At 60.5% G+C, this 26,201-nt stretch carries 24 protein-coding genes and 1 pseudogene; 9 read left to right on the top strand and 16 right to left on the bottom strand.

Annotation, left to right across the window (positions count from 1 at the left end):
- Positions 1-12 precede the first annotated feature (12 nt).
- Positions 13-1,242 (top strand): hypothetical protein, encoded by a 1,230-nt coding sequence (locus tag NTD84_RS07845; RefSeq protein ID WP_262164529.1) that lies wholly within the window; start codon positions 13-15, stop codon positions 1,240-1,242.
- A 103-nt stretch (positions 1,243-1,345) separates the two neighbouring features.
- Here the strand turns inward: NTD84_RS07845 and NTD84_RS07840 are convergent, their stop codons facing one another.
- The 4 genes from NTD84_RS07840 to NTD84_RS07825 all read right to left on the bottom strand — a co-directional run bounded on the left by NTD84_RS07840 (position 1,346) and on the right by NTD84_RS07825 (position 3,586).
- Complete coding sequence (locus NTD84_RS07840) at positions 1,346-1,723, bottom strand: DUF2892 domain-containing protein (protein WP_262164527.1); 378 nt, start codon at positions 1,721-1,723, stop codon at positions 1,346-1,348.
- An 84-nt stretch (positions 1,724-1,807) separates the two neighbouring features.
- On the bottom strand, positions 1,808-2,278 hold the full coding sequence (locus NTD84_RS07835) for an RNA methyltransferase (protein ID WP_095171660.1): 471 nt from the start codon (positions 2,276-2,278) through the stop codon (positions 1,808-1,810).
- Positions 2,279-2,470: 192 nt separating this feature from the next.
- Positions 2,471-2,842, bottom strand: a complete 372-nt coding sequence (locus NTD84_RS07830; RefSeq protein WP_007944009.1) for a YajD family HNH nuclease — start codon at positions 2,840-2,842, stop codon at positions 2,471-2,473.
- Positions 2,843-2,899: 57 nt separating this feature from the next.
- Positions 2,900-3,586, bottom strand: a complete 687-nt coding sequence (locus NTD84_RS07825; protein WP_214381319.1) for a spermidine synthase — start codon at positions 3,584-3,586, stop codon at positions 2,900-2,902.
- A gap of 93 nt (positions 3,587-3,679) precedes the next feature.
- On the opposite strand from NTD84_RS07825, the gene NTD84_RS07820 reads away from it, so the two are divergent.
- Positions 3,680-3,970 carry a hypothetical protein gene (locus NTD84_RS07820; RefSeq protein ID WP_262164522.1) on the top strand — a complete coding sequence of 97 codons (291 nt, stop codon included), beginning with the start codon at positions 3,680-3,682 and terminating at the stop codon, positions 3,968-3,970.
- Here the strand turns inward: NTD84_RS07820 and NTD84_RS07815 are convergent.
- Positions 3,967-4,440, bottom strand: a complete 474-nt coding sequence (locus NTD84_RS07815; RefSeq protein WP_262164520.1) for a cyclic nucleotide-binding domain-containing protein — start codon at positions 4,438-4,440, stop codon at positions 3,967-3,969. The genes NTD84_RS07820 and NTD84_RS07815 overlap by 4 nt on opposite strands.
- 217 nt (positions 4,441-4,657) lie before the next feature.
- Entirely contained in the window at positions 4,658-6,712 is a 2,055-nt protein-coding gene (locus NTD84_RS07810; RefSeq protein ID WP_262164518.1) for a S9 family peptidase, read from the bottom strand.
- A gap of 224 nt (positions 6,713-6,936) precedes the next feature.
- Here NTD84_RS07810 and NTD84_RS07805 point away from each other — a divergent pair, with 224 nt between their 5' ends.
- The 3 genes from NTD84_RS07805 to NTD84_RS07795 are packed head-to-tail and all read left to right on the top strand — an operon-like array spanning position 6,937 to position 8,795.
- On the top strand, positions 6,937-7,434 hold the full coding sequence (locus NTD84_RS07805) for an MFS transporter (protein ID WP_262164517.1): 498 nt from the start codon (positions 6,937-6,939) through the stop codon (positions 7,432-7,434).
- 30 nt (positions 7,435-7,464) lie between these two features.
- Positions 7,465-8,241: a class II glutamine amidotransferase gene (locus NTD84_RS07800; RefSeq protein ID WP_214381327.1), complete on the top strand. Its 777-nt coding sequence runs from the start codon at positions 7,465-7,467 to the stop codon at positions 8,239-8,241.
- A gap of 11 nt (positions 8,242-8,252) precedes the next feature.
- The gene (locus NTD84_RS07795) at positions 8,253-8,795 is read left to right on the top strand and encodes a DUF2937 family protein (protein ID WP_214381329.1); all 543 of its coding nucleotides are present in this window, start codon (positions 8,253-8,255) and stop codon (positions 8,793-8,795) included.
- A gap of 60 nt (positions 8,796-8,855) precedes the next feature.
- Here NTD84_RS07795 and NTD84_RS07790 read toward each other — a convergent pair whose 3' ends face one another.
- From NTD84_RS07790 to NTD84_RS07780, 3 genes are read right to left on the bottom strand one after another with little or no spacing between them, the layout of a single operon-like run.
- Positions 8,856-10,967, bottom strand: a complete 2,112-nt coding sequence (locus NTD84_RS07790; RefSeq protein ID WP_262164511.1) for a TonB-dependent receptor — start codon at positions 10,965-10,967, stop codon at positions 8,856-8,858.
- Positions 10,964-12,133, bottom strand: a complete 1,170-nt coding sequence (locus tag NTD84_RS07785) for an MFS transporter (protein ID WP_410017336.1) — start codon at positions 12,131-12,133, stop codon at positions 10,964-10,966. The genes NTD84_RS07790 and NTD84_RS07785 overlap by 4 nt, the downstream gene beginning before the upstream one ends.
- A 43-nt stretch (positions 12,134-12,176) precedes the next feature.
- Positions 12,177-14,099: an IucA/IucC family protein gene (locus tag NTD84_RS07780; RefSeq protein WP_262164509.1), complete on the bottom strand. Its 1,923-nt coding sequence runs from the start codon at positions 14,097-14,099 to the stop codon at positions 12,177-12,179.
- A gap of 218 nt (positions 14,100-14,317) precedes the next feature.
- Here NTD84_RS07780 and NTD84_RS07775 point away from each other — a divergent pair.
- A pseudogene (locus NTD84_RS07775) lies at positions 14,318-14,596 on the top strand (allophanate hydrolase); the annotation flags it as partial.
- Positions 14,597-14,642: 46 nt separating this feature from the next.
- On the opposite strand, the gene NTD84_RS07770 reads toward NTD84_RS07775, so the two are convergent.
- The 3 genes from NTD84_RS07770 to NTD84_RS07760 form a co-directional block, all read right to left on the bottom strand.
- Positions 14,643-15,821, bottom strand: coding sequence for a vWA domain-containing protein (locus NTD84_RS07770; protein WP_262164508.1), 1,179 nt, complete (start codon positions 15,819-15,821; stop codon positions 14,643-14,645).
- Positions 15,822-15,839: 18 nt separating this feature from the next.
- Positions 15,840-16,685, bottom strand: a complete 846-nt coding sequence (locus NTD84_RS07765; RefSeq protein WP_262164507.1) for an AAA family ATPase — start codon at positions 16,683-16,685, stop codon at positions 15,840-15,842.
- A gap of 222 nt (positions 16,686-16,907) precedes the next feature.
- Positions 16,908-17,984, bottom strand: a complete 1,077-nt coding sequence (locus NTD84_RS07760) for a DUF748 domain-containing protein (RefSeq protein ID WP_262164506.1) — start codon at positions 17,982-17,984, stop codon at positions 16,908-16,910.
- A 126-nt stretch (positions 17,985-18,110) separates the two neighbouring features.
- Between NTD84_RS07760 and cysK the strand changes: the two genes are divergently transcribed.
- The 3 genes from cysK (at position 18,111) to NTD84_RS07745 (ending at position 21,882) form a co-directional block, all read left to right on the top strand.
- Positions 18,111-19,085 (top strand): cysteine synthase A, encoded by a 975-nt coding sequence (gene cysK / locus NTD84_RS07755; RefSeq protein ID WP_262164505.1) that lies wholly within the window; start codon positions 18,111-18,113, stop codon positions 19,083-19,085.
- 199 nt (positions 19,086-19,284) lie between these two features.
- Positions 19,285-20,223: an aspartyl/asparaginyl beta-hydroxylase domain-containing protein gene (locus tag NTD84_RS07750; RefSeq protein WP_262164504.1), complete on the top strand. Its 939-nt coding sequence runs from the start codon at positions 19,285-19,287 to the stop codon at positions 20,221-20,223.
- A gap of 795 nt (positions 20,224-21,018) precedes the next feature.
- On the top strand, positions 21,019-21,882 hold the full coding sequence (locus tag NTD84_RS07745) for a DMT family transporter (protein ID WP_262164503.1): 864 nt from the start codon (positions 21,019-21,021) through the stop codon (positions 21,880-21,882).
- 36 nt (positions 21,883-21,918) lie between these two features.
- Here NTD84_RS07745 and NTD84_RS07740 read toward each other — a convergent pair whose 3' ends face one another.
- The 4 genes from NTD84_RS07740 to NTD84_RS07725 form a co-directional block, all read right to left on the bottom strand.
- Positions 21,919-22,860, bottom strand: a complete 942-nt coding sequence (locus tag NTD84_RS07740; RefSeq protein WP_262164502.1) for a LysR family transcriptional regulator — start codon at positions 22,858-22,860, stop codon at positions 21,919-21,921.
- Between the two features lie 69 nt (positions 22,861-22,929).
- On the bottom strand, positions 22,930-24,459 hold the full coding sequence (locus NTD84_RS07735; RefSeq protein WP_262164501.1) for a tripartite tricarboxylate transporter permease: 1,530 nt from the start codon (positions 24,457-24,459) through the stop codon (positions 22,930-22,932).
- On the bottom strand, positions 24,456-24,989 hold the full coding sequence (locus tag NTD84_RS07730) for a tripartite tricarboxylate transporter TctB family protein (protein WP_262164500.1): 534 nt from the start codon (positions 24,987-24,989) through the stop codon (positions 24,456-24,458). The genes NTD84_RS07735 and NTD84_RS07730 overlap by 4 nt, the downstream gene beginning before the upstream one ends.
- 52 nt (positions 24,990-25,041) lie before the next feature.
- Entirely contained in the window at positions 25,042-26,058 is a 1,017-nt protein-coding gene (locus tag NTD84_RS07725) for a Bug family tripartite tricarboxylate transporter substrate binding protein (protein ID WP_262164499.1), read from the bottom strand.
- Positions 26,059-26,201 lie beyond the last annotated feature (143 nt).

The raw sequence follows: 26,201 nt of genomic DNA, 5'->3' as shown, positions 1-26,201 counted from the left end.
AAAGGAGTGTGTATGGCTGTGGGATTGCGGCTGGCGTTGGCCGTCGGGCTGGTGGCCCTGAGTTCGTCGGTGTGGGCGGCGAAGAAAGTCGATCTGGATTACCACGTGCGTCTGTTGCCGCAAAGCGATCAGGCCGAAGTGCGCCTGACCCTGGCCCAGGGTTCAGCGGTGCGCAGTCTGGATTTCGACCTCGGCGACGGCAGCCACTACAGCGATTTCAAGGCGGACGGCCAATGGCAGCTCACACCGGGTCAGCAGACCCGCGGTGTCTGGCGCCCGGCCGCCGATAAAGCCAGCCTGAGCTACCGCGTGCGTATCAGCCACGGGCGCAAGAACGGCAGTTTCGACACCCGCATGACGCCGACCTGGGCGCTGATGCGCGGCGACGACCTGGTGCCCGCCGCCCGCCTTGATCAGCAGGACGGCATTGAACTGGTGTCACGCCTTGAATTCGAATTGCCCACCGGCTGGAAAAGCGTCGAAACCGCCTGGCCGCGGATCGGCAAGAACAAGTTCCGCATCGACAATGTCTCGCGCCTGTTCGACCGACCCACTGGCTGGATGCTCGCCGGCCACCTCGGCAGCCGGCGCACGCGCCTGGGGGAAACCGAAGTCACCGTCGCCTCGCCGTTGGGCCAGGGCATGCGTCGTATGGACGTACTGACGCTGCTGACGTTCGTCTGGCCGCAAGTGCAGGCGGTCTTCCCGCGTCATCCGTCCAAACTGCTCATCGTCGGCGCCAACGACCCGATGTGGCGGGGCAGCCTGGCGGCGCGCGAGTCGATCTACCTGAACACGCGCCTGCCGCTGGTCAGCGAAAGCGGCACCAGTGCCCTGGTGCGTGAGCTGGCCCAGGTGTTTGGACGCATCAACGACCAGCAGCGCAGTGACTGGATCAGCGAGGGTTTTGCCGAGTATTACGCGATAGAACTGGTGCGCCGGGCGGGGGGAATGAGTGACGAGCGCTATGCCAGTTTGCAGAAGAAGCTGGCCAAAAACGCACTGAAGGTCACGACGTTGCGCGGTGAGCAGGTCAGTCCGGCCCAGATTGGTAAAGCGGTGTTGCTGCTGAGTGAGCTGGACCAGGAGATTCGGATCAAAACGCGCAACAAGCGTTCGCTGGACGATGTGATGCGCGGGGCGATGCATATGGAGAGTGTTGATACGAAGGAATTTGTTCAACTGGCCGAGAGTGTGATTGGCGAGTCTTCCAAAGTCCTGGATACCGGGTTACTCCAGTAAAATTGCCATCGCTAGCAGGCTAGCTCCCACATGTACAACGCAGATCAAGTGTGGGAGCTAGCCTGCTAGCGAAAAGGCCATAAGCCTCAACGAATAATCCGGATCAAACCCCGGCTTTCGGCGACTTCAACGAATCATTCCCGGTCACCGTAGCCGTTCTGGTCGCCGCCTCGGCATTCGCCTTCAACTTCACCAGCTCTTCCCCGGCGCGCTCGATTTTTGCCCGCACGTTGTTCATGTCCTGGCGGCTTTTCTCCAGCAGGCTCTTGGCCGAACTGTGGCCGGTAATGCCACGGGCCAGCGCCACGCCGCCAATCGCTACCTGGATCAAACCGAAGATGCCGCCGCGGCGCAGGCCCTTGCCGACCATCACCACGCCACCGGCCAGCGAGCCGACGCGTTCCCAGCCGTGGACGTTCTGTTCGGAATGGCTCTGGAACGGGGTGGATTCGATGCGCTCGACGCGTTTGAGTTCGCTCATGATCTGTCTCCTGGCGTGCTTCAAGAATAGATAATTAAGCTGACTGCCGAGGCGGGCGGCTTGTTCCATCGAATGTGCGTCGGCTCAGCGGAATTTCGGCCCGGAGCGGGTGTTGAGGCCTTTGGCCATGCGGTCATAGAGTACGACGTTGACCGTGGCGGCGAGGTTCATGCAGCCCGTGGTCGGGATGTACACCACGTCTTCGCACCAGTCACGAATCTCTTTATCCAGCGAGCCGTCTTCCGGGCCGAAGATGTACAGCGCGCGGTCCGGGTGGGTGTATTCCGGCAGCGAACGGGCGCCTTCGACCAGCTCCACGGCGACCGGTACGCAGCCCAGCGGCAGGATCTTTTTCAGGTCGTCGATGCCGATCAGCGGAATGTCGTAGTGGACACGCTTGGTGTCAGTCACGAAGTCGGCGGCGCGTTCGTAACGCTTGCCGGTGTAGAACACGGAGGCCACGCCATAGCAACCGGCGGCGCGCATGACCGAGCCGACGTTTTCCGGTGATTTAGGGTTATACAAACCAATGCAGCTGTACCGTTTGTCTGCCACGAGCGGGGTGCCTTCGGGGAAAAAACGGCGATTATACGGGGATTGGGGCAGGGGGCTGGTTTGAAATTTGTGCTGTTCTGACTGCCTCATCGCGAGCAGGCTCGCTCCCACACTGATCTGCTGAATACTCATGATCCCCTGTGGGAGCGAGCCTGCTCGCGATGGGGCCAGTAATGGCGCCCAAAAACAGCCTCAGTCTTCTTTCTTCATCAACCCGGCCAACGCCGCAAACGGGTTATGCGTCGCCTTCGCGATCTTCGGCGTGCTCAGCGAGCCTTCGCCGAAATACTGCTGGTCGGTGTACCGCGAGTGTTCGTTGTCATGGCAATACAGGCACAACAGCTCCCAGTTCGAGCCGTCCTGCGGATTGTTGTCGTGGTTGTGGTCGCGGTGGTGGACGGTCAGTTCGCTCAGGCGCTTGCCGGAAAACTCACGGGCGCAGCGGCCGCACACATGCGGATACATCTTCAGGGCCTTGTCGCGGTAACCCATTTCCTTGTCGCGCTGGTTGTCGGCGAGGATGCGGTCCAGCTTCGAGGTATTGGTCGGGGTGGACGAACTCATGGGTTCACCTTTGTAAAAGACTAATGACGGTAATGACGGGTATGACTTAAGTTTAGCTCAGCCCTTGAGCTTCTCGGCAATCCAGATGGTATGGCGAGTGCCTTTGTTGCCGTGGGCGAAGACCTGGACTTCCTCGGCCTTGAAGCCGGCTTTTTTCAGTTTGTCGGAAAACTGCTTGTCGGCGCTGGCCGACCAGACGGCCAGCACGCCTTTTGGTCGCAGGGCCTTGGCGCAGGCGCTCAAGCCACCGGCGGAATAGAGCCAGCTGTTGGCGCGCTGGGTCAGGCCTTCGGGGCCGTTATCGACATCGAGCATGATCGCGTCAAAGCCTTGCGGTTCGGCTTGCAGCACCTTCGCGACGTCTTCCATGCGAATCACCGTACGCTTGTCGAGCAGCGGATTGCCGGCTTTCTCGCCCAGCGGCCCGCGATTCCACTCAACCACGCCGGGCACCAGTTCGGCGACCACCACTTCCGCGGTCTTGCCCAAGTGCTTGAGGGCCGAGGCGAGGGTGAAGCCCATCCCCAGGCCACCGATCAGCACCCGCGAATTTGGCCGGCCGGCGACTTTGCGGCAAGGGATTTCGGCGAGCGCATCTTCGGAGCCGTGCATGCGCGTGTTCATCAGTTGCCCGCCGTCGCCGCCCTGGATCTTGATGACGAAATCCTCACCGTATTCGAACAGGCACAGGGCACCGCCGTTTTCAGGGATGGGGGCGGTGTCGAGCAGAACGAAACGTTTCATGGGGTTCTCGTGCGAAGAATGGGCATTGGGGAGGGCAAACGAACGCAGTTGGGAGTAGCCTGCAACCATACAACAAGGCCAACGGAGCCATTGATGAAGCGCATCATTCTAACGGTCATTGCCTTGGCCGCGCTCTCGATAACTGCAGTGCAGGCCCAGGAGCTGCAAACCATTCCGACCAGCCCGACGCCGCTGCCCGGTTCGCCCGGCACCGCCACGCCGACGCCGTACCCGCAGATCACCCCCAACAGCGTGCCCAAGGCCGGCCCCGGCAGTGGCGGGTCGCCCCTGTTGCCGCCGATCGAAGTGCCGAGCCCGCCGAAAGACCAGACTTTGCCAGGCCTTGAGCAGAACGGCACGAGAGTCAAATCGCCTGGGGGTTAAACCTGTTGCGACAGTAATTGTCCGTCGGCCATGCGCAGGCGCTTGGACAGGGAGACGGCGAGGGCGCGGATGATCTTCGCGGCAATCTTCGGCGCGTCGTTCATCATCTTTTCCAGCGAGTCCTTGCCCAGGTTCAGCAACTGGCAATGGGTCGCGGCCACGCAGCTGGCGGAGCGTCGCTCGCCATCGAGCACGGCCATTTCGCCGAACGACCGACCGCTGCGCAGCGTGGCCATGACCACCCGTTGCCCGTCGCCGTTGGTTTTCTGCACGGCCACCTGGCCGGTGTGGATGATGCACATGAAGCTGCCGGCATCACCCTCGTGGAAAATCTCTTCGCCTTCGGCCACCGTGCTGATGCTGAAGTAGCCAGAGGCTGCCGCGAAGTCGGCGGGCAGCAATTGATTGAACAGGCCACAGTCCATCAGCCAGTCGCGGATTTCGTTGTTCAGCAGGGTCGGTTCTGGCATGTCGTCACGGTCTTTTTGTTGTCTGTTGCTGTTCCGGCATTTTCGGTAAGTCGCCCATTCCCTGTAGGAGCAAGCTTGCTCGCGACAGGGCCATCACATTCAGCATCAATGTCGAATGTTACACCACCATCGCGAGCAAGCTTGCTCCAACAAGGGATATGGGTTGAACCGGGCCTCGGCGTTATGGATTTAAGACCCGAACGCCACGCCAAGTTCCTCAGGCAATCCCCCAAACCTTGAAAACAAATGCATATTCGAGTGCTACGTCACGCAATCCCTGGTAACGGCCGCTCATCCCGCCATGCCCGGCGCCCAGTTCGGTTTTCAGCAGCAGCGGATTGTCATCGGTTTTGGTCGCACGCAATTTCGCCACCCACTTGGCGGCTTCCCAATATTGCACGCGACTGTCGTTGTAGCCGGCAATCACCAGCGTCGCCGGATAATCCTGCGCGGTGACGTTTTCGTAAGGGGCGTAGGCCTTGAGCCGATCATAAACGTCCGGCTCCTCAGGATTGCCCCACTCGTCGTATTCCGTGACGGTCAGCGGCAGGTCCGGGTCGAGCATGGTGTTCAGCACATCGACGAACGGCACTTCGGCGATCGCCACGCCGAACAGCTCCGGTCGCATGTTAAGAACCGCGCCGATCAGCAAGCCCCCCGCGCTGCCGCCGCTGATCGCCAATTGTTTTGAAGTCGTGAAACCGTTGGCAATCAGATGCTCGGCGCAGGCGATGAAGTCGCCGAACGTGTTGTGCTTGTGTTCCTGCTTGCCGGCGCGATACCAGGCTTCGCCCAGTTCGCCGCCGCCACGCACGTGGGCGATGGCAAACGCCACGCCACGATCCAGCAGGCTCAGGCGCGCGTGCGAGAACCACGGATCGAGGCTCTGGCCATAGGCGCCGTAGCCGTACAGATAAAGCGGTACAGGTTTTCCCAGGTCTGCGCGCTTGATCACCAGGCTGATCGGCACTTGCGTACCGTCCGGCGCGGTCGCCCACAGGCGCTGGCTGACGTAGGCATCGGCATCGAACGTGCCGAGCACCGGGGTTTCCTTGAGCACTGTCTGCTCACCGTTGACCAGTTCGAGCTGACGGATCTGCGCCGGACGGTTCAACGCTTCGTAGCGTAGACGGATGCGGTCGCTGGCGAACTCCAGGCTGTTTTGCACGTGCAGGCTGTAGGCCGCATCCGGTAGCTGCACGCGGTAGCTGGGCAGGTCTTGTGGGTGGACTTCGATGATCGGCAGTCCACCCTCGCGCAGGCTCAGGGTCATGGCGCCGGTGTTGAGGCTCATGCCGTCGATCATCGTGGTGTCGCGATGGGGAATCAGGATCTGCCAGTCGGCTTCGGTCGGCGCGACGCCGGTATCGACGGCGGTGTACAGGGCGAAGTTGATGCCGTCGCGGTTGGTGCGAATGAACCATGTCCATTGACCATCGAGTGCGCCATGATCGACATCGTACTCATGGTCTTCGACCCTTGGCGCGATGCAGGTAAACGCCTGCTGCGGCTGGTCCGCGTCGAGCACCCAGACTTCGCTGGTGGTCTTGCTGCCCAGGGCCAGCAGCAATTGAAGTTCGGAACTCGAGCGGTAGCAATGCATGAAGAACCGGCCATCCGGCTCATGGAACACCTCTTCGGCCGCCGTGCCGTCCAGCCGATAGCGGAACAGCTTGTGCGGACGGTGGGTGTCGTCCAGTTCGCCGAAGAACAACGTCAGGCTGTCGTTGGCCCAGGTCATGCTGCCGTCGCAGTCTTCGAATTCCAGTTCGCTGACACGACCGTTGGATAATTCCTTCACAAACAGGGTGTAAATCTCATCGCCGGTGGAGTCGATGCTGTAGGCCAGGCGCTGATGATCCGGGCTGATGCTGAAGGCGCCGAGGGAAAAGAAGCCGCCATTGGCCAATTCGTTGGGGTCCAGCAGCAGTTGTTCCTGGCTTTCGTCGAGCTGCAGACTGTCGTCGGCCGGGCGCGGGCAGCGGTAGTGCCGGGCGTATTCGTCACCGGCGGTGGTGCGCGTGTAATACAGATACGGGCCCCACGGGGAGGGCAGTGACAGGTCGGTTTCGAGAATCCGGCCTTTTATCTCTTCGAACAGCGTTTCGCGCAGCCCGGCCTGATCGGCGGTTTGCGCCTCCTGGTAGCTGTTTTCCGCTTTCATGTAATCGAGCACCGCGTCGGTGTCGCGTTCCTGCAGCCAGGCATACGGGTCAGGGCCTTCAGCCTTGTGGGCAATCGGGGCGCTGGTGATGTTGGCGGATACGGGCATGGAGGGCTCTCGAACAATGTACGGAATAGAGGGTTTCGCGGGGCCAGAAAAAATCCTGATGCCTTGCACAGGTCCTTGTGGGAGCGGGCTTGCTCGCGAAGAGGCCAGCACATTCAGCATCAATGTTGACCGATCTGCCGCTTTCGCGAGCAAGCCCGCTCCCACATGGGCAAGCCTGACGTGCGAAAAGTCGTTACTATAAGCGCCTCTTTGCCTGCCTTGCCATGGACACCATGACCGAGAACGACTATCTGATCGCTTGGGGCCTCTACGCCTTTGCCGCTTTAGGCTGCCTGTTGGTGTGGATGCGCTTGACCCGCTGGATGTGGCGCTGGCTGCGGGAACCGCTGCGGCTGCTGGTCGCGGTGTTGCTGTTCAGCCCGACGATCATCGATCCGGTGAAGGAAAAGGTTGCCCCGGCCATCGCTATCACCGCCCTGGACCTTGCGTTCAAGGTCGGCAACAACGCCTGGCGAGCCATCTCCGACCTGTTCATGTACGGCATGATCGCCTTCGGCATTTATCTGGTGTTCGTGGCGATCCGTTTCCCGATCGAACGCGCCGCCAAGGCCCGCAAGGAACGAACGGCGGCCGCCAACGCGGCGGCCCGCGCCGACGCCCCTGACGACGACCATCCCTTCGGCGGTGCCGGTGATGACCGTTACGGTCGCCCGCCGGTCCCGAGCAACCCGCAGCGCATGCGGGTCGAACCGCGGCTGTAACCTTGCCCCTGCCTATCAGAGAGTCCGAGCATGTGTGAGTTATTGGGCATGAGCGCCAATGTCCCGACCGATATCGTGTTCAGCTTCACCGGGCTGATGCAGCGCGGCGGCCGTACCGGCCCGCACCGTGACGGGTGGGGCATTGCGTTCTATGAGGGCCGGGGTCTGCGCCTGTTCCAGGACCCGGCGGCGAGTTCCGAATCGGAAGTCGCTAACCTGGTGCAGCGGTATCCGATCAAGAGCGAAGTGGTGATCGGGCATATCCGCCAGGCCAACGTCGGCAAGGTCTGCCTGTCCAACACCCATCCGTTCGTGCGCGAGCTGTGGGGGCGCAACTGGTGTTTCGCCCACAACGGCCAACTGGCGGATTTTCAACCCATCACGAGTTTTTACCGTCCGGTCGGCGATACCGACAGCGAAGCGGCGTTCTGCGACTTGCTCAACCGCGTCCGTGCAGCGTTTCCAGAACCGGTCGAGATCGAAGCACTGTTGCCGGATCTGGTGGCTGCCTGCGCTGAATACCGCAGCAAAGGCGTGTTCAACTGCCTGCTCAGCGACGGCGACTGGCTGTTCTGCTACTGCTCGACCAAATTGGCGCAGATCACTCGCCGCGCACCGTTCGGCCCGGCGCGCTTGAAAGATGTCGATGTGATCGTCGACTTCCAGGCCGAAACCACGCCCAACGACGTGGTCACGGTGATCGCCACCGAACCGCTGACCGAAAATGAAACCTGGACCCGCTACGAACCGGGCCAATGGAGCCTGTGGCGACGCGGTGAATGCGTCAGCCAGGGCAAGACCGAATAAAGGACGCTCCCATGTTGCTCAGTTATCTACGGCTGGTGTTGTTCGCGGCGGGACTGTTGATCGGTGTCCAGGTGCCGGGGTTCATCAACGACTACGCCAAGCGGGTTGAAGCGCACCTGATCGAGGCGCAGACCGGCCTGAGTGGTTTTCAAGGCACGGCGAATCAGTTCTTCAAGGGCGACATGCAGGCGCTGGTCGCCCATTACCGCGCCAGCGAAGACCCGATCTTTCGCAGCGATGCCGACAGCCTGAGCAACCTGCTCACCCGTCAGTTGGCCCTCGATAAACAGTTCCAGGCCATGCAAGGCCCCTGGTACATCCGCTTCCTGCAAGTGGTGCTGGCCGCCGACCCGGATATCCGCAAGGAAACCTGGAACGGCTACAGCTACCAGATCCTGCTGACGCCGGAAGCGATGATCTGGGGCATGAGCGGCGCGTTGTTGCTGTCCTTCGGGATCGAATGCCTGTTCCGGTTGATCGACTGGGTGGTGCTGGGCGGCAAACGCCTGCGCCAGAGCCGGCCGATCGTGGATCGGGATGTGCGCGGTCTCTAAACAACAAGAGCCGGCATGCCGGTTGGACCGTGTTTCCCTGTAGTTGTGACCAGTCTCTTCTTACCAATCCACTGAGTAACTCATGCTCAACGTCCGGCCTTGGGCATTAGCGTAAGGCGCGCGCGCGTTGGCCTGGGCGAACAGGTTTTTGTAGGTGCGGTCGGCCAGGTTATACACCCCGCCTTCAAGACGGCCCACCGGTAGCTCCACCGAACCGAGCAAATCCACCAGCGTATAGCCATCAATGGCCCGCCCTTTGTTGTCTTTGGCGGCGGCATCGTAATTGGCCAGGCGCATGCCTTGCAGACGCAGGGTGTAGTCATCCTGGGTGTAGCCGGCGAACAGCGTGGTTTTTGCCGGTGAAATGCGGGTCGCCGGTAGGTTCCGCCATGTGCCGTTTTGTTCGGTTTCGCCTTTGGCCCACGCGTAGGTGCCACCGAACGACCATTGATCGGTCGCACGGAATGTCAGGCTGCTCTCAACCCCGCGAACCCGTTCTTTCTGATTGATCAGGCGCAGTACGCGATCATTGGCATCGTAGAACTGCGTCACGTCCGAGGTGTTTTCATAAGCGGTGAGGTCGGCTTGCCACTGCTCCCAGTTACCACGCCAACCCACTTCGTAGCTGTCGACCTTGATGGCCTGGGCGTTCAGGTTCTGAATGTCGTAGGTGCTGTTCACATCGCGCAGGAAGCGTTGAATATCCGGCAGCGAAAAGCCCTGACTGAAGTTGACGAAGATGTCCTGGTTTTCGCTAAGGTGATAGACGGCTCCCAGGTTGTAGAGCGTGGCGTCGTACTTGAGGGTGTCGCCGGGCAACGTTGCGCGCACGCCGGTCTGGACGATCTGACCGTAGGCGATACTGTCGGCGACTTCACTTTCGATCCACTCGCGACGCACGCCGCCACGCAAAGTCCAGTCGCCAATGTCCCAGGACATCTGCCCGAACAACGCCCGGGTCGTGGTTTCGATGTTGGGGCCCATCTCGTAAGTGATGCCGGTCTTGGTGTAAGCCAGGCCATTGAGCCGGTATTGGTCACCGCGTTGGCGGGAGCGCTCGTGATCGTAGTCGGCACCCCAGACCAGATTGCCCGTGGCACTGCCGATGGCCGGCAACGGCGTATCGATGGCTGCGCGCAAACCGTAGACATCCTGCACGCTGTTGTTGTCCGCGATGCCCGCTTTGCCGCGCGCCAGGTCCGGGAAGAACAGCGCATCGGCTCGGCGCCAGTAACTTTCCAGCTGCAGGCTCTGCGTGTAGAAGTCCTTGTCCGAGTAGTTAAGGTTGACGGCCTGATTGTGGGTGTAGGGCTGATCGCCGAGTTTCAGCCCCTTCACCGCTACCGCCTGCTCGCGATTTTTCGGGTCTTTGGTGTAATGGGTGTCCTGCCGGTCCTTATAGTCCTGCAACGACAGACTGAGTTTTTTGTCGGCATCCAGTTCGAAACCGAATCGACCTTGCAGGTCGTAGGTCTCGGTGTCCATGTTGCTGCCCTGGGAGGTGTCCTGGGGAATGCGCTTGCCGTTGCCGTCAAATTGATCGTTGCGTTGAGTCAGGTCGGCGGAGACGTACCAGTCCAGTGCGTCCCTGCGTCCGGTTGCACTCTGGAAAACCTCATAGGCGAACCCTTTGCGGTTGAAGTGATCGCCGCTGGTCAAACCGAGCCTGGAGCTGTAGGCGATGTCCTGTCCCTGATTGCGTTTGGTAATGATGTTGATGATGCCGCCGGAAGCCCCGGCGCCGTAGACGCTACTGGCGCCGGAAATGACTTCGATGCGTTCGATGCTGGCGGGCGCAATGCTGTTCAGCTGGCGGAAATTGTCGCGTGTGGCGTTCTGGGACACGCCATCGATCAGCACCAGCATGTTGCGCCCGCGCAGGGTCTGGCCAAAGTTGCTCATCCCGCCACTGGACGGTGCAAGGCCGGGGACCAGCTGCCCGAGGATGTCGGACACTCGACGGCCCGCGCCGCTCTGTTCGCGGACTTGCTGTTCATCGATGACCTGCACCGACCCCGGAATCGAGGCAATGCCCGCTTCGCTGCGCGTCGCGGAAACCACGGTGGCTTGAATGTCCAGGGTGCCGGGGGGCTGTTCGGTTTCATCCGCCGACAGAGCAGGACTGAAGGCGCCGAGCAGGGGAATCAGATAGGAAAGTCTGGATTGAGTCATGGCAGGGTCTTTTTTTGTTGTGGACAGTTGGGGGGGAACGAACCAAGGGGGCCGGTGTTGCGGTGGCGTATCCAACGGATCCCGAAAGCAGCGAGCCCGTAGGTCAGCGCCACCAGCCAGAAACTGTGAGCCAGGCCTACCAGCCCCATCCCGGCTCCGCCGACAACGACGCCGAACAGCGCGCCGGCCTTGGCGGCGCTGTTGCCGAGGCCCATGGCATATCCTTGCTGGTTAGCGGAAACGGTATTGGCGATCAGCGCATAGGCGACGGGAAGCAGCGCGCCTTGCCAGAAGCCCCAGACCAGTCGACTGACGAGAAACCCAAGCCACCCACTGGCCAGTGCTGTCGCGGCAAGCGTCAGTGCGCATAACCAGGCCACGCCTTCGATAACGCGCAAGGTGTGACTTGCGTCCCAGCGGTCAAACAGGCGTCCCCATATCGGCGCGGAGAGGGCCAGGGTGGCGGCGCTTGCTGCGTAAGTGGCACCGATCAGCCAGTTGGGCGCCTGCAAAATGTCGGCGACGTACAGGGCGTAAAACGGTTGCGGGATCATCTTGGCGGCTTGTACCAACACGACGATCAGTAGCATTCCACCCAGCCAGCCTTTCGGCAGGGGCACCGGCGCAGCCGGCGGCTTGTGCGCCCGCCGGGCCTTGTCGGGCGGCAGGAAGACGCTTCCAAGTGCACACGCCAGACAAATCGCCGCCGCGCCATGACAGAGGAGGGCGAATCCCGAGACGTCCATCAGCCAGCCGCCCAGGACCGGGCCGATCAACGAGCTGACCGCGGTCGCTGATTGCAGGCGAGCCAGGGTATGACCGCGCCGGGCGTTGTCGCAGCAGGCCAGTGCGTAAGCTTGAGCCGCAGCGAGAAATCCGGCGAGCGCGCCTTGCATCACGCGGATACCGACCAGCCACCAAGGGTCGAGGATGACGCCCGCCAAGCCTTGGCAGATCGCCAGTGCGAGCAATGCCCGGACGAGCATCGGCTTATGCCCGCTGCGATCGCCCAACCGACCCCATAGCGGCGTGACGATCATGGCGGCCAGCATTGGCCCGGCGTAGACCAGTGTCGACAGCAAGGACGCGTAGCCGGCACCCTCCGGCCCGAGAAGATGCTGGATCTGCAAGGGCCAGAACGGGCCGCTCATTTCCATGGCGCCCATGGACACGAACTGGATGACGATCAACAGCTGCAGCCCGTGCCCGTTAGCGCGCACGGGAGGTTGATCGCAACGGGTTATTCAAGCGTCCGACGATGTCGGTGTGACAGTCGAGCAACCGCATGCGCATAAACGATTTGGCGGGCCAATCCTGTTCCAGCAGGGCGCGGCGTTCGGTCTCCCAGCGGTCCGGTTCGACATGCTCGCGCAAGGCGTCGAAGCATTGCGCGATGTGGTTCGCCATCCGTTCCCAAAGGATGCTTTCAGGCACATTCCAGTGCCGCGCGCAGAGCAATGCCAGCTCGCCGAGGTGGCACATGAACGTGGTGTGAAGCAATTTGTCGCGAACAAATCCGGGGTCGTCGTAGAGGGTCATTCCCGGGTCATGCAACAGGATGTCGAGGTCCTTGCCATGCAGCGTTTTTCGATGGATGCGGATATCGCCGAAGTCGCGAAGCAGCAGGTGATTCAACTGCCCGTCGGCGCCCATCACCATGAAGCTGTTCTGCTGGTGCGCTTCGAAGGCTACGCCGTACATCAGGTACAGACCCACCAGGCTGGGTACGGTAATCGACAGATAATCCTCGAAGAACGCCAGCATGGCTTCGCTGTCGTCGCGGCGCTGAGCCAGTTGCACCCAGTCACGCAGCAACGGTTGTCCGCATTCGTTGACAGCGAACAGGCTGCCGACCGGTACGGCCAGTTCGCCGGTTTCAACCAGGGCCAGCGGGTTGTCGCGAAAAAGTACTGCCACATGCCGGGAGCGATCGTCGTCGCTGGGTTGCGGGGCGTAGTGAACGCCGATGCGTTCCGGGACGATCTTCAGCAACCGCTGAATGCCCGGTTCTCGATCGAGGATTTTCAGCAGCAATTGGCTGATGCGCGGTCCCATCCTCGCCGAACGCGGTGATACGGTGCGTTGCACACTGGTCAGTCGCAATGACACCGGTAGTTTGACCATGGGCGCGGTTCGTCCGGCTTGGGGGACGACCGTTCGGAAGGACATGGTCGGGCGGGCGGTGAAGGCGACGATGTCGGTGATGATCAATCGGCGGTCAGCCAGTTCCCGGGCGAACGAGTGCGGCAGTTCCTCACGGGCTTGCCAGGGGTGGCAGGGAAGTGGGAGGTAATCCGCAGCCGCCAGACCGAGTTGCTCCAGATGCTGGCGCAGCTGTTCGGCGGCGTGAGGGAAATGGGCGCGCCACCAGTCCGGATAGTCGATGCTGCCGCCCAGCGTTTCGACGTGGGCGGACTGGCGGTGCAAGGCGCAAAGGACAATCGGGAAACTGGCCTCGAACTCTGGAGAAAACGCGATGACCTGCGTCGCGCTCAAGCCCAGTTTGGTCTTGTAGTTCGGGTGCCAGGGATGGCCAAGCGTGCCCCATTGTTCAAGCAGCAGCGTTGGGTTCTGCGGGACAGTGCCGCCTTTCAGCCACGCCAGCAGGTTGTCATCGTGCTCGGTGTCGATCTGCTCTATCAACCGTTCCGTCCAGCCATGATGAAACGCCAGGCACAAAGTGTCGTTGCGGAAGCTGTCATCCAGTTCCTGAGCCAGGCGTTCGAGAACATCAGCAGAAGCCGCAGGGGAGAAGTGGACGCTGAGGTGACCGAGCAGCTCACTGGGCAGCTGGATTTTGTGCGGCATCTTGCCAGGGGTGTAAAGAATGACGCTGCCACGCACGTCCCAACTGTCCATTCTTCCGCCGGACAAGCGATCGAAGGACAGCTGCGCGTCATTTCCGACCGGCAACCAGCAATGGCCATCGTCGTCGTAGGAGCAGAGATCGCTGGGGATCAGGTTTTCGCGAAACAGTGCCTGGATCAGACGTTGAAAGCAGCGTTGAGCCGCGGGCTCAAGGGCGTTGCTCAGATGATCGAGGGTGATGCGATGGGCCTGGAAGGCCTCGGTGCCAAGGGCTTCGCTCCAGTGAGAGAGCAACTGCTGCTGTTTTTGCGTGTACGCGCGCATCGAATTCGACTCCTGTCGATAGTCGTTTGACTGAAGGCGCGCTCAGCATATTGAGATGGATAAAGATGGTAATGAAGGCGATTCCTATTATCGTGTGGGAAACGTCTTGTTGTCGTTTCAGTCACGATTGACTCAACACGATGTACCGCTCGCCGACCTCCCGGGCATACCCGATCGGCACGTGCTGACACAGCGTGACAATTTCCTCGACCCACCCCCGCCTGTTGGGAACGGCGTTGCAGCACCAGGGCAAACCGATGATTTCCGAAGGCATCCCGTGGGGCGCGGTTCAGGTGCCACCGGATGGGCAGCCGATTGTGTTGCTCAATGATCGGCAGACGATTGGCGGGTATCCGCAGTTGGGGGCGTTGACGCCGTTGGCGTTGGCGCGGCTGGCGCAGTATCTGCCAGGGGCCGTGGTGCGGTTGCGGCCGGTGGTGCAGGAGGTGGCGCACCGCGAACAGGTCGAATATTTGCGGCGATTCGGCAGCCGTTAACAGCTTCGCGGGCTTGCCCGCGAAGCATTCGGCCAGACAACCCGGATTACTTGGACAGAAACCGCATCCCTTCCTCAAGCCCCCGCAACGTCAGCGGGTACATCTGGTCATCGATCAAATCCCGCACGATATTGGTCGACGAGGTGTAACCCCACGTGTCTTTCGGATACGGGTTGATCCAGATGAGCTTCTTGTATTTCTCTTTGAACCGCTGCATCCACACGTAACCGGCTTCTTCGTTCCAGTGCTCGACGCTGCCGCCGGCCTGGGTGATTTCATAAGGCGCCATCGCCGCGTCGCCAATGAAGATCACTTTGTAGTCGGCGCCGTACTTGTGCAGCAGGTCCTGGGTCGAGGTGCGCTCGGAGGTGCGGCGCATGTTGTTCTTCCACACTGACTCATAAATGAAGTTGTGGAAGTAGAAGTACTCCAGGTGCTTGAACTCGGTCTTGCAGGCCGAGAACAGTTCCTCGCAGATCTTCACGTGCGCATCCATCGAACCGCCGATGTCGAACAACAGCAACAGCTTGACGGTGTTGCGCCGCTCCGGACGCATCTGGATGTTCAGCAGCCCGGCGTCTTTCGCGGTGTGGTCGATGGTGCCATCGATGTCGAGCTCTTCCGCCGCACCCTGGCGGGCGAATTTGCGCAAACGACGCAGGGCAACCTTGATGTTGCGCGTACCCAGCTCCACCGAATCGTCGAGGTTCTTGTATTCGCGCTGGTCCCAGACCTTGACCGCCTTGCCCTGGCGCTTGCCAGCATCGCCAACCCGGATACCTTCCGGGTTGAATCCGCCGGAGCCGAACGGGCTGGTGCCGCCGGTGCCGATCCATTTGTTACCGCCGGCATGGCGTCCTTTCTGTTCTTCCAGGCGCTTCTTGAACGCCTCGATGAGCTTGTCCAGACCGCCAAGGGACTGGATCGCTGCCCGCTCTTCATCGGTCAGCGAACGCTCGAACTCCTTGCGCAACCAGTCTTCGGGAATCAACGCCTGAAGGTGATCGTCGAGTTTTTCCAGGCCATTGAAGTAGGCCCCGAAGGCGCGGTCGAACTTGTCGAAGTGCTTTTCGTCCTTCACCAGGATCGCCCGGGACAAGTAGTAGAACTCGTCCATGTCGGCGAAGGTCACGCGCTGTTTCAGCGCGTTGATCAGGTCCAGCAGCTCACGCACCGAGACCGGCACTTTGGCGGCGCGCATTTCATTGAACAGGTTGAGCAGCATGGCTATCGCCTCAAAGGATCAACGAGAGCCGCGACGGCTCATGAACGCCAGACGCTCAAGCAGTTGCACGTCCTGTTCGTTCTTCACCAGTGCACCGGCCAGCGGCGGAATCGCCTTGGTCGGATCGCGCTCGCGGAGCACGGCTTCACCGATGTTGTCGGCCATCAGCAGCTTCAGCCAGTCCACCAGTTCGGAGGTCGATGGTTTTTTCTTCAGGCCTGGCACCTTTCGCACGTCGAAGAACACGTCCAGCGCTTCGCTGACCAAATCCTTCTTGATGTCCGGGTAGTGCACGTCGACTATCTTTTGCAGCGTGACGCGATCCGGGAACGCGATGTAGTGGAAGAAGCAGCGGCGCAGGAAGGCGTCCGGCAGTTCTTTTTCGTTGTTGGAGGTAATGATGATGATCGGCCGTTTCTTGGCCTTGATGGTCTCGTCGATCTCGTAAACGTAGAACTCCATCTTGTCGAGTTCTTGCAGCAGGTCGTTGGGGAATTCGATGTCGGCCTTGTCAATTTCGTCGATCAGCAGGATCACCCGCTCTTCCGACTCAAAAGCCTCCCAGAGCTTGCCCTTCTTCAGGTAGTTGCGAACGTCGTGGACTTTTTCCGTGCCCAGCTGCGAATCGCGCAAACGGCTGACCGCGTCGTACTCGTACAGGCCCTGATGCGCCTTGGTGGTGGACTTGATGTGCCAGGTGATCAGCTTGGCGCCGAAGGACTCCGCCAGTTGCTCGGCCAGCATGGTCTTGCCAGTGCCCGGCTCGCCCTTGACCAGCAGCGGACGCTCCAGGGTGATCGCGGCGTTGACCGCCAGCTTCAGGTCATCGGTGGCGACGTAGGCCTGGGTGCCTTCGAACTTCATCTGCTAATCCTCGAACGGTAACGCCGACCTGACGGGGCAGGGCGGGGCGCAATAAATGTGTACCCGACTATAACGCGCGAGCCGGTCGACTGTGAACGCAGACGGCTTATTCAGTCTCTGAATGGGGCGTCACATCTTGACTCGGTTTCGGCGGCTGGCCAGTGCTGAAATATCGCCATATTGGGCCGAAGACACCGGGCGCTGTACCGTCAAGCGCAAACCTTAACCGGTCTCCGGCTTCGGACGCTCATACCGGGCATTGAATGCCTGGACGAAACCATTGCGTAAAATCTGCAAAAACGCCTGGAACGCGCTGATATCTTGCCGATGCACGTTACCGCTAAGCTCGACGCGTGTCGCAAACTGGTTTTTACCCTGGTTTTTCAGAAGGGTCTCGGAGCCGCCGACAATGGCCTCCCAGACGGACCGGAACAAGCCTTTGTCCTTGTTTTCGACGTCCTGCTGCCAATTGAACACATCGACATCTTTCAGCAGGGGTTTGATGTAACCGGTTAATTGAGCTTTTTTCGCTTTTGCTTCAATCACCACGTCACCGTGACCCGCATTGAAGTCGAACTTGCCATAGGCGGAGGCGAAGTCGTTCAGGCGTCTGAGTTCGATGTCCTTGGCGCGCAGGCGAAACTCGAAGTCTTCGAAATTACTCAACGGATCGAACGTTGCCGTGCTTTCCAGAGGGGCATGCCCCAGCAGCAGCGCCTTGCCATCGAAGCGGGCGTCGCGCTTGCCTTCCTTGTCGACGACGTTGGTCAGGTTGTAGATGCTGGCGTTAACCTGGGTGGCGTTCATGTTGACGGGGGGCTTGGAGTTGAAGTTGCGGAAACTGATCTTGCCGTCGTAGATACGCACTTCGTCCAGTGTAATCGGCAGCAGTTTGCTCATTTGCTGGCGCCAGTCGGTGCCCTGACCGGTCTGGGAGTTCTGCTTGTTGGCGCCGCCGTCGACGAAGTTCACTTCCGGGTTGAAGAACTGCGCCTTGGCCACCACGGCATGGTCGTAGACCAGCGAGTGCCAGCTGACGGAAAGGTCGATCAACGGTGCGCTGACGAAGGGCACCGGGACCTTGCCGTCGACCTTGACGATTTTCAGCCCGTTGATCTTGTAGGCGCCGCGCCACAACGCGAGGTCCACGTCGGTCACCTGGCCACGGTAGTCGCCCATGTCGGCAAGCTTGTCGTTCAGGTAGTCACGCACCACGTAGGGCAGGGCAATGTGCAAGGCAATCAGGAGCACAACAAGACCGAGGAGGGTCCACAGGGGCCAGCTGTATCGACGTTTCATGATGGCAAATCTCTGGCGATGTAAAGCATTGACTGCGCCGCTCAGCGGACGTTCGGCCTGACTGGACGACCACGGGCAACAGGCATACCGTGGAGAGCTAATTCAATGCTGCATAAGGACCCAGCCATGAGTCGTATTTTCGCTGACAATGCCCACTCCATTGGCAATACGCCGTTGGTGCAGATCAACCGCATCGCGCCGCGAGGCGTCACCATTCTGGCCAAGATCGAGGGGCGCAACCCCGGTTATTCGGTCAAGTGCCGTATTGGCGCGAACATGATCTGGGATGCCGAAAGCACCGGCAAACTCAAGCCAGGCATGACCATCGTCGAACCCACCTCGGGCAACACCGGTATCGGCCTGGCGTTCGTGGCCGCGGCACGGGGCTACAAGCTGATGCTGACCATGCCATCGTCCATGAGCATTGAACGGCGCAAGGTGTTGAAGGCGCTGGGCGCCGAACTGGTGTTGACCGACCCGGCCAAAGGCATGAAGGGCGCAATCGAAAAGGCAACCGAGATTGTCTCCAATGACCCGTCCCGCTATTTCATGCCCGCGCAGTTTGAAAACCCGGCGAATCCGGCGATTCATGAAAAAACCACCGGTCCGGAAATCTGGAACGACACCGACGGTGCGGTCGATGTACTGGTCGCTGGCGTCGGAACCGGTGGAACCATCACCGGGGTTTCGCGGTATATCAAGAATACCCAGGGCAAACCGATCCTGTCGGTGGCCGTGGAACCGGTGGCGTCGCCGGTGATTACTCAAGCGATGGCGGGCCAGGAGATCAAACCGAGCCCGCACAAGATCCAGGGCATCGGCGCCGGTTTTGTGCCGAAAAACCTGGACTTGTCGATGGTCGATCGGGTTGAGTTGGTGACCGACGATGAGTCCAAGGCCATGGCCCTGCGCTTGATGCAGGAAGAAGGGATTTTGTGCGGCATCTCGTGCGGTGCCGCGATGTCCGTGGCGGTGCGTCTGGCAGAAACCCCGGAAATGCAGGGCAAGACCATCGTGGTGATCCTGCCGGACTCCGGCGAGCGCTATTTGTCGAGCATGCTGTTCAGTGACTTGTTTACCGAGCAGGAAACTCAGGCGTAGGCGCCGGAGCCTGATCGGGCTTGATCCAGGTCAGCGCCCGTTCAGGCGACTTATGTTAAGAAGTGCTTTATTGCACAACGCTTAATACTGAATCTTGGGACGGGCGGGTTTTTCCCGAGGCCGGTAATGTTTATCATGACCGGCTGCCACGTCGGGTAAATGGCGGTGTGCAGCGTTGTTTATTCTCAAGGAGTTGTGGATGACCTTTTCCTTTGCCGTGAAGGCGTCGCTGTTGTTGCTGTTTCTGGGCAGCACTCTTTATGTGCATTTGCGCGGCAAGGCGCGCCTGCCTGTCTTGCGTCAATTCGTCAACCACTCGGCACTGTTCGCGCCTTACAACGCCTTGATGTACCTGTTCTCCAGCGTGCCTTCCAGGCCTTACCTGGATCGCAGCAAATTTCCCGAACTGGATGTGCTCAGGGACAACTGGGAGGTCATCCGCGACGAAGCGATGCACCTGTTCGACGAGGGCTATATCCGCGCCGCGGAGAAGAACAATGACGCCGGTTTTGGCTCGTTCTTCAAGAAAGGCTGGAAGCGTTTCTACCTCAAGTGGTACGACAAGCCGCTGCCCTCCGCCGAAGCCCTGTGCCCGAAGACCGTGGCCCTGGTCAGCGGCATTCCCAACGTCAAGGGTGCCATGTTCGCGTTGCTGCCGGGTGGTAGCCATCTCAACCCGCACCGCGATCCGTTTGCCGGCTCCCTGCGCTATCACCTGGGGCTGTCGACCCCGAACTCTGATGATTGCCGGATCTTCGTCGACGGCCAGGTTTACGCCTGGCGCGATGGCGAAGACGTGATGTTCGATGAGACCTATGTGCACTGGGTGAAGAACGAAACCGAGAAGACCCGGGTGATTCTGTTCTGCGACATCGAACGCCCGCTGAGCAATCGCATCATGACCCGCATCAACCGCGGAATCAGTGGCCTGCTCGGTCGCGCCACGGCGCCGCAGAACCTCGACGACGAGCGGGTAGGCGGGATCAACCAGGCGTATGCCTGGAGCAAGAACTCCAGCGACAAATTCAGTGGCGTGGTCAAGCAGTGGAAGCGTCGTCATCCAAAAGCCTACCGTGTGCTGCGGCCGGTGCTGGCGGTGGCGGTGTTGACGTTGTTGGGGTATTGGTTGTTTGGGTGATTGTCTCTATAAAAAAACGCTCTCTGAGCGGTTTTTTTACGAAAACTTGAATGAAGCGCCTGCGAGAACGCCATCCGGTTCATCTTCAATACCTGTCACTACGAATTGAAGTGTACGGCGCTGGCTGGCTGTCAGTTCCACCGCGGCTCTCCAGTGATTTTACAAGTCGGCCACTGGCATCGAATTCAAAGCCGAGTCGTTGATAGGTCGAAACTGCGCCTCTGTGATAAGTCGGGAGTGTCAGGACTGGGCAGTTCCAGTTCTTGTTGCAGCTGAATAGCGCTGAGGCCGGCAAGCTTTCTGGCCTGAGATTTATACAACTGATACCGAAGATGCGTCCGTTCCCTTGGCATGTGATCTCTTGCATTCCCAGTCTCCCGCAACGGGTGATTCCTTTCCCTCAGCGTAAGCAGCAAATCTTTAACCGTCCTTACTGGCCCTTTGTCCAAGTCATTGCAATCCATGTCACCCGCTGGTTATAGTCGGCGCACGGTGATTTCCTGAGTCACCGTCCACCCATCAAAAAGATCAGCCCATGCCAGTTTCCCTCATCAATGCGGTAGTCGATTCAGCGGTCAACGCTGGCGTCGTGCCGTGCGGGAATCAGCAGCCTGTGCAGATCAGTCATTACCCCCCACCTGTCCGTAGCACGCCGGTGTACGCAGTCTTATCACCGCCGGGCGTTGGCATTTCGGGCTGATCAGCTGCTCTTTGCTGTTCCCCACGCCCGCCTGAACAACTACTGGATTTCAGCTTCGGCTGAGTTGGCTTTTTGCCTGACTACAGGTGGTATTCATGTTTGTCCTTTCGAAAAAGTCCGCGCTCGCGGCAGCGTCCACGAGCCTGTTCGTCCTGCTGTGGAGCAGCGGGGCGATTTTCTCCAAATGGGGCCTGGCCCACGCTTCACCGTTTGCTTTTCTGCTGATCCGCTTTGCCATCGCCCTGTGCGGGTTGGTGCTGCTGGTGCCGTTGCTGAAGTTGAAGTTGCCCAAACGCGGCAAACCGATGGCGTATGCGATGGCTACGGGCGTGGTGTTGCTGGGGGCTTATCAGATTTTCTATCTGCTGGCCCTGGACCTGAAAGTCACGCCAGGGGTGATGGCCACGATCATGGGCGTACAACCGATTCTCACGGTGGTGATCATGGAGCGGCAGCGCTCGGCCAGCCGGATGTTCGGCCTGACTCTGGGCCTTGCCGGTCTGATCATGGTGGTTTACCAGGGCATCGGCCTGGCCGGCATGTCGTTGGCGGGGATGCTCTTCGGTTTGCTGGCGCTGGCGAGCATGACGTTCGGTTCGATCATGCAAAAGCGCATCACCGAAAATCCGCTGGGCACGATGCCGGTGCAATACCTCGCGGGGATGTTGCTCTGCGGGATATTCGTGCCTTTCCAGCCGTTCCACTTCGAACACTCCAGTGGTTTCATCGTGCCGGTGTTGTGGATGGGGCTGGTGGTGTCGGTGTTGGCGACGTTGCTGCTGTATCGCCTGATTGCGCGGGGGAATCTGGTGAACGTCACCAGCCTGTTTTATCTGGTGCCGGCCGTCACGGCGGTGATGGATTATCTGTTTTTCGGTAACAGGCTGGCGACATTAAGCATCCTTGGCATGCTGCTGATCATCGTCGGGCTGGTATTTGTGTTCCGCAAGACAGCGTAAAAACGAGAAGGCCTGGCGCATTGCGTCAGGCCTTTTTTATTTGCTCAACGCATGCTCCGCCCGCACCGAATTCATGAACGCCTGCATCGCTGACGACTGAATGCGATGACGCCGGGTGATCAGCCCGTAGGGCGGCAGCCGCGCTTCAAATTTGATCGGCAACACCGCCAGCAGGTCGCGGCCGGGGTAATCCTCGACCACCGACACCGGTGTGACGCCGAGCATGTCTGTTTGCTGGATCAGCGACAGCAGGGTCATGATCGAGGTGGTTTCGACGATGCTGCTGGGGATGTCGACCCGCGCGTTGTGGAACACCTGGTTGATGATCGCGCGCATCGGGCTCGGTTGCTGTTGCAGCACCCAGGTCATGTTCTGCAGTTCCGCCCAGCTCAGGTGTTTCTCCTTCGCCAATGGGTTCTGTGCGCCGGAGATCACACACAAGGCCTCTTCGCCGAGACTGTCGAACAGCAGCTCTTCGGCGCGCGCGCCGGCGGGAATCCGCCCCAGCACGATGTCGAGTTGATCCTGCAAAAGTGCCTGGACCAGCACGTCGCTGGTGTCGACCTGGATGCTCATCGACAAGCGCGGATGGCTTTGCTTCAGGGTGGCGATGGTGCGGGTCAACAACCCCGAGGCCAGCGCCGGAATCGCCCCGACCGCGACCCGCCCGAGGTTGCCGGATTCGAGGGCGACCAGTTCTTCGCGCATACCGCTGAGTTCGGCGAACACCATGCGCGCGTAATAAATCACCGTTTCCCCGAACGGGGTGGAGCGCATGCCCCGGGGCAGGCGTTCGAAGAGTTCGACGCCGAGCAAGTCCTCGGCCTCGTGCAGCATTTTGGTGGCTGCCGGCTGGGTCATGCCGATGTGATCGGCGGCGCGGCGCAACGAGCCGAATTCCTGCAGCGCCAGCATCAGCCGCAATTGGCGCAGACGCAGTCGACTGTGGATCACATTGGCATCAGGAATTCGGGTCATGGGCCGCGCTCGCAGAAAAGTCTGCGGCAAGCCTGACAACAAATGTCAGGCGTTGCCAGCATTGCTGTGTCACAGCACCGATTTGGTCTTGGCGACGGGCGTCTTGCGCAGGCCCATCAGGCCGCCCACGGCTTTGGAAATCAACGGCCAGAACAGCATCAGTAGCGCCGCGGTGGTCAGGCAGCCCACGAGCGGGTTGGACCAGAAAATACCCAAGTGGCCATCGGAAAACAGCATCGACTGACGGAACGCATCTTCCGCCTTGTCCCCCAACACGGCCGCCAGCACCAGCGGCGCAATCGGGTAGCCGAGTTTCTTGAACAGATACCCCAGCGCACCGAAGCCCAGCATCAGCACCACGTCGAAGAACGAGTTGTGCACCGAGTACGCACCGATGGCGCAGACCATGATGATGATCGGCGCAATGATCGAGAACGGGATGCGCAGGATCGAGGCGAACAGCGGCACGGTCGCCAGCACCACGATCAGGCTGACCACGTTGCCGAGGTACATGCTGGCGATCAGGCCCCAGACAAAATCATGCTGCTCGACGAACAGTGTCGGGCCAGGGTGCAAGCCCCAGATCATCAACCCGCCGAGCATCACCGCCGCCGTCGCGGAGCCCGGAATCCCCAGGGTCAGCATCGGTAGCAGGGCACTGGTGCCCGCCGCGTGGTCAGCGGTTTCCGGGGCGATCACGCCTTCGAGTTCACCCTTGCCGAAGTTTTCGCGATTCTTCGAGAAACGCCGCGCCAGGCTGTAGCTCATGAACGACGCCGCGGTCGGACCGCCTGGGGTGATGCCCATCCAGCAACCGACCAGGGTGCTGCGCACAATGGTCCACCAGTAACGCGGCAACTTGGCCCAGGTGCGCAGGATGACCATCGGTGTGATGCGCGCATGCTCGCCGCGAAACACCAGGCCTTCCTCGACGGTGCAGAGGATTTCGCCGATGCCGAACAGACCGATCACCGCCACTTCGAAGCTGATGCCGGTCATCAGGATCGGCTGATCGAAGGTCAGGCGCAGGTTGCCGGACACGGTGTCCATGCCGACCGCCGCCATGGCGAAACCGATCATCATCGCCACCACGGTTTTCAGCGGCGGGTTCTTGCTCATGCCGATGAAAGTGCAGAACGCCAGCAAGTACACCGCGAAGAACTCTGGCGAGCTGAACGACATGGCGAACGCGGCGATCTTTGTCGAGAGGAAGGTCAGCAACAACACCCCGGCCAGTGCGCCGACCAGCGCCGAGCTGAATGCCGCGGTCAACGCTTCCGCGGCGCGGCCTTCGCGGGCCATCGGGTAGCCGTCGAACGTCGTCGCCACCGACGAGGGCTCGCCGGGTATGTTGAACAGGATCGAGGTGATCGAGCCGCCGAACAGCGCGCCCCAATACATGCACGACAGCAGGATGATCGCCGACACCGGCGACATGGTGAACGTCAGCGGCAGCAGCAACGCGACGCCATTGGGGGCGCCGAGACCGGGCAGCACGCCGACCAGAATGCCCAGCAGCACGCCGATCACCATCAGGCCGATGTGGCCCGGAGTCAAAATCAGGTTCATGCCTTGCAACAGGGAATCGAACTCGCTCATTTGAAATGTCTCCCGGCCAGGGCAATCCAGTCGCCCATCGGACCAGCATCCAGCGGCACCTTGAACCACAGCGCGAAAATCAGGTAACTGGCCAACACCGCGCCAAGGGACACGCTGCCGATCATCAGTTTGCCGTAAGGCTTGGCGCGGACCTTGTCACGCCACATGAACCAGGCGATGAAACAGGCTGACGCAACATAGATCCCGGTGAACGGCATCGCACCGACAAACAGCGCAATCGGGATGAACACCGACAGCACTTGCTTGAACGCGCTGCGGCTGACGAATGCAATACTCAAGGCTTGCCAGCGCACCACCGTCCAGACGCCGTTGGCCACGCTCGCGGCGCTGAGCATCAGGCCGATGTAGAAGGGGAAGTAACCCGGCTCGGGGCCGGAATCACCCCAGCCAATACCTTGTTCGACGCTGCCGAACATCACCACCACGCCGATCAGCGCAGTGAAGATGGCCAGGCCGAGTTCGACCCAGCGGGTACCGACCAGCGCCGGTGAATCCGTAGATTGGGACATGCAGACACCTCCAGAGGTGACGGCCGTGCGCGGGCGGACGGCCGTCGGCAACTCAGTTTTTCAGCCAGCCGGCTTCTTTGAACACCGGGGTGACGCGGGCGGTGTCTTGTTCGATGTAGGCAGTCAACGGCTCGCCCTCAAGGAAGGTCGGCACCAGCGCGTTCTGCTTGACGTAGGCCTTGAACTCCGGCGTCTCGGTGACTTTGCGCATCAGCTCGACATAGAACGCCCGCTGCTCGGCGGTGACTTCGCCGGGCATGAACACGGTGCGCGGGAAACGGTACTGATCAATGCCCAGGCCCTGTTCGTGGCAAGTCGGCACATCGGCCCAGGATTTATCGCCGGCGACTTTTTCGGTGTAGGTCATGCGCTCCTTACTGAAGACGCAGAGCGGCTCGACCTGATCGCCGCGCCATTGGCTGATGCTTTCGCTGGGGTTGTTGACGTTGGCGGCGATGTGCTTGCCGGCCAGTTGGGTCGCGGCTTCACTGCCGCTCTTGAACGGGATGTACACCAGTTTGCTGTGGGTGGTCTGGTTCAGCAGCAGGGTCAGGGTCTGGTCGACATCCTTGGACTGACTGCCGCCCATGCGCAGGTTCGACGGGTCAGCCTTGACCGCTTCGTAGAAACCCTTGGCGTCCTTCCACGGCGCATCCTTGTAGCTCCAGAGAATGAAGTCATCCTCGGCCACGGCGGCGACCGGGGTCAGTTCCTGCCATTGATAGCCAAGCTTGGACACCAGCGGCAGCAGGTAGATGTTGTTGGTGCCGATCACCAGTTTTTCCGCATCACCCTTGTTCATTTTCAGGTCAAGGAAGGCCTCGGCGCCATTGCCGCCGCCCTTGTTGAGGACGATGGTATTCACGTCGAGAAACTTGTGGGTGGTGATGATCGACTGGATCAGCCGGCCGAGTTGGTCGGTGCCGCCACCGGGACCGCCGGCAACCACGATTTCGACGTTCTTGTCCGGTTGCCAGGCGGCCTGCGCCAGGGCGGGAAGGGCGCCGGCGGCAACCAGCGTGCAGCCAAGAAACAGACGGGATGTGCGTCGGACGAATGCATTTCGCATGGAAGGGCCTCGTTTTTTGTAGTTGTTATGAGTGACTTGTCGGTGCGGTAAAGCTGCAAGCCTGGCCTGAGTGTGGGAAGCCTCTGCCGCCGCGTCTAGTCAAAACAATACATACACCGATAGCCTGGGGTTATAGGTCTGGA

Source organism: Pseudomonas sp. 14P_8.1_Bac3, from assembly GCF_025466085.1.
GTDB lineage: Bacteria > Pseudomonadota > Gammaproteobacteria > Pseudomonadales > Pseudomonadaceae > Aquipseudomonas.
Note: the sequence above shows the minus strand (reverse complement) of the source record. Positions and strands in the feature narration are given on the sequence as shown.

What these genes read in the sequence shown, in the direction of transcription:
- NTD84_RS07760 (WP_262164506.1), bottom strand. Translation starts at nt 17,984, where the DNA reads ATGAAACGTCGATACAGCTGGCCCCTGTGGACCCTCCTCGGTCTTGTT.
- NTD84_RS07725 (WP_262164499.1), bottom strand. Translation starts at nt 26,058, where the DNA reads ATGCGAAATGCATTCGTCCGACGCACATCCCGTCTGTTTCTTGGCTGC.
- NTD84_RS07800 (WP_214381327.1), top strand. Translation starts at nt 7,465, where the DNA reads ATGTGTGAGTTATTGGGCATGAGCGCCAATGTCCCGACCGATATCGTG.
- NTD84_RS07735 (WP_262164501.1), bottom strand. Translation starts at nt 24,459, where the DNA reads ATGAGCGAGTTCGATTCCCTGTTGCAAGGCATGAACCTGATTTTGACT.
- NTD84_RS07795 (WP_214381329.1), top strand. Translation starts at nt 8,253, where the DNA reads ATGTTGCTCAGTTATCTACGGCTGGTGTTGTTCGCGGCGGGACTGTTG.
- NTD84_RS07830 (WP_007944009.1), bottom strand. Translation starts at nt 2,842, where the DNA reads ATGAGTTCGTCCACCCCGACCAATACCTCGAAGCTGGACCGCATCCTC.
- NTD84_RS07815 (WP_262164520.1), bottom strand. Translation starts at nt 4,440, where the DNA reads ATGCCAGAACCGACCCTGCTGAACAACGAAATCCGCGACTGGCTGATG.
- NTD84_RS07765 (WP_262164507.1), bottom strand. Translation starts at nt 16,685, where the DNA reads ATGAAGTTCGAAGGCACCCAGGCCTACGTCGCCACCGATGACCTGAAG.
- cysK (WP_262164505.1), top strand. Translation starts at nt 18,111, where the DNA reads ATGAGTCGTATTTTCGCTGACAATGCCCACTCCATTGGCAATACGCCG.
- NTD84_RS07825 (WP_214381319.1), bottom strand. Translation starts at nt 3,586, where the DNA reads ATGAAACGTTTCGTTCTGCTCGACACCGCCCCCATCCCTGAAAACGGC.
- NTD84_RS07845 (WP_262164529.1), top strand. Translation starts at nt 13, where the DNA reads ATGGCTGTGGGATTGCGGCTGGCGTTGGCCGTCGGGCTGGTGGCCCTG.
- NTD84_RS07745 (WP_262164503.1), top strand. Translation starts at nt 21,019, where the DNA reads ATGTTTGTCCTTTCGAAAAAGTCCGCGCTCGCGGCAGCGTCCACGAGC.
- NTD84_RS07810 (WP_262164518.1), bottom strand. Translation starts at nt 6,712, where the DNA reads ATGCCCGTATCCGCCAACATCACCAGCGCCCCGATTGCCCACAAGGCT.
- NTD84_RS07770 (WP_262164508.1), bottom strand. Translation starts at nt 15,821, where the DNA reads ATGCTGCTCAACCTGTTCAATGAAATGCGCGCCGCCAAAGTGCCGGTC.
- NTD84_RS07785 (WP_410017336.1), bottom strand. Translation starts at nt 12,133, where the DNA reads ATGGGCGCCATGGAAATGAGCGGCCCGTTCTGGCCCTTGCAGATCCAG.
- NTD84_RS07730 (WP_262164500.1), bottom strand. Translation starts at nt 24,989, where the DNA reads ATGTCCCAATCTACGGATTCACCGGCGCTGGTCGGTACCCGCTGGGTC.
- NTD84_RS07740 (WP_262164502.1), bottom strand. Translation starts at nt 22,860, where the DNA reads ATGACCCGAATTCCTGATGCCAATGTGATCCACAGTCGACTGCGTCTG.
- NTD84_RS07805 (WP_262164517.1), top strand. Translation starts at nt 6,937, where the DNA reads ATGGACACCATGACCGAGAACGACTATCTGATCGCTTGGGGCCTCTAC.
- NTD84_RS07790 (WP_262164511.1), bottom strand. Translation starts at nt 10,967, where the DNA reads ATGACTCAATCCAGACTTTCCTATCTGATTCCCCTGCTCGGCGCCTTC.
- NTD84_RS07840 (WP_262164527.1), bottom strand. Translation starts at nt 1,723, where the DNA reads ATGAGCGAACTCAAACGCGTCGAGCGCATCGAATCCACCCCGTTCCAG.
- NTD84_RS07780 (WP_262164509.1), bottom strand. Translation starts at nt 14,099, where the DNA reads ATGCGCGCGTACACGCAAAAACAGCAGCAGTTGCTCTCTCACTGGAGC.
- NTD84_RS07750 (WP_262164504.1), top strand. Translation starts at nt 19,285, where the DNA reads ATGACCTTTTCCTTTGCCGTGAAGGCGTCGCTGTTGTTGCTGTTTCTG.
- NTD84_RS07820 (WP_262164522.1), top strand. Translation starts at nt 3,680, where the DNA reads ATGAAGCGCATCATTCTAACGGTCATTGCCTTGGCCGCGCTCTCGATA.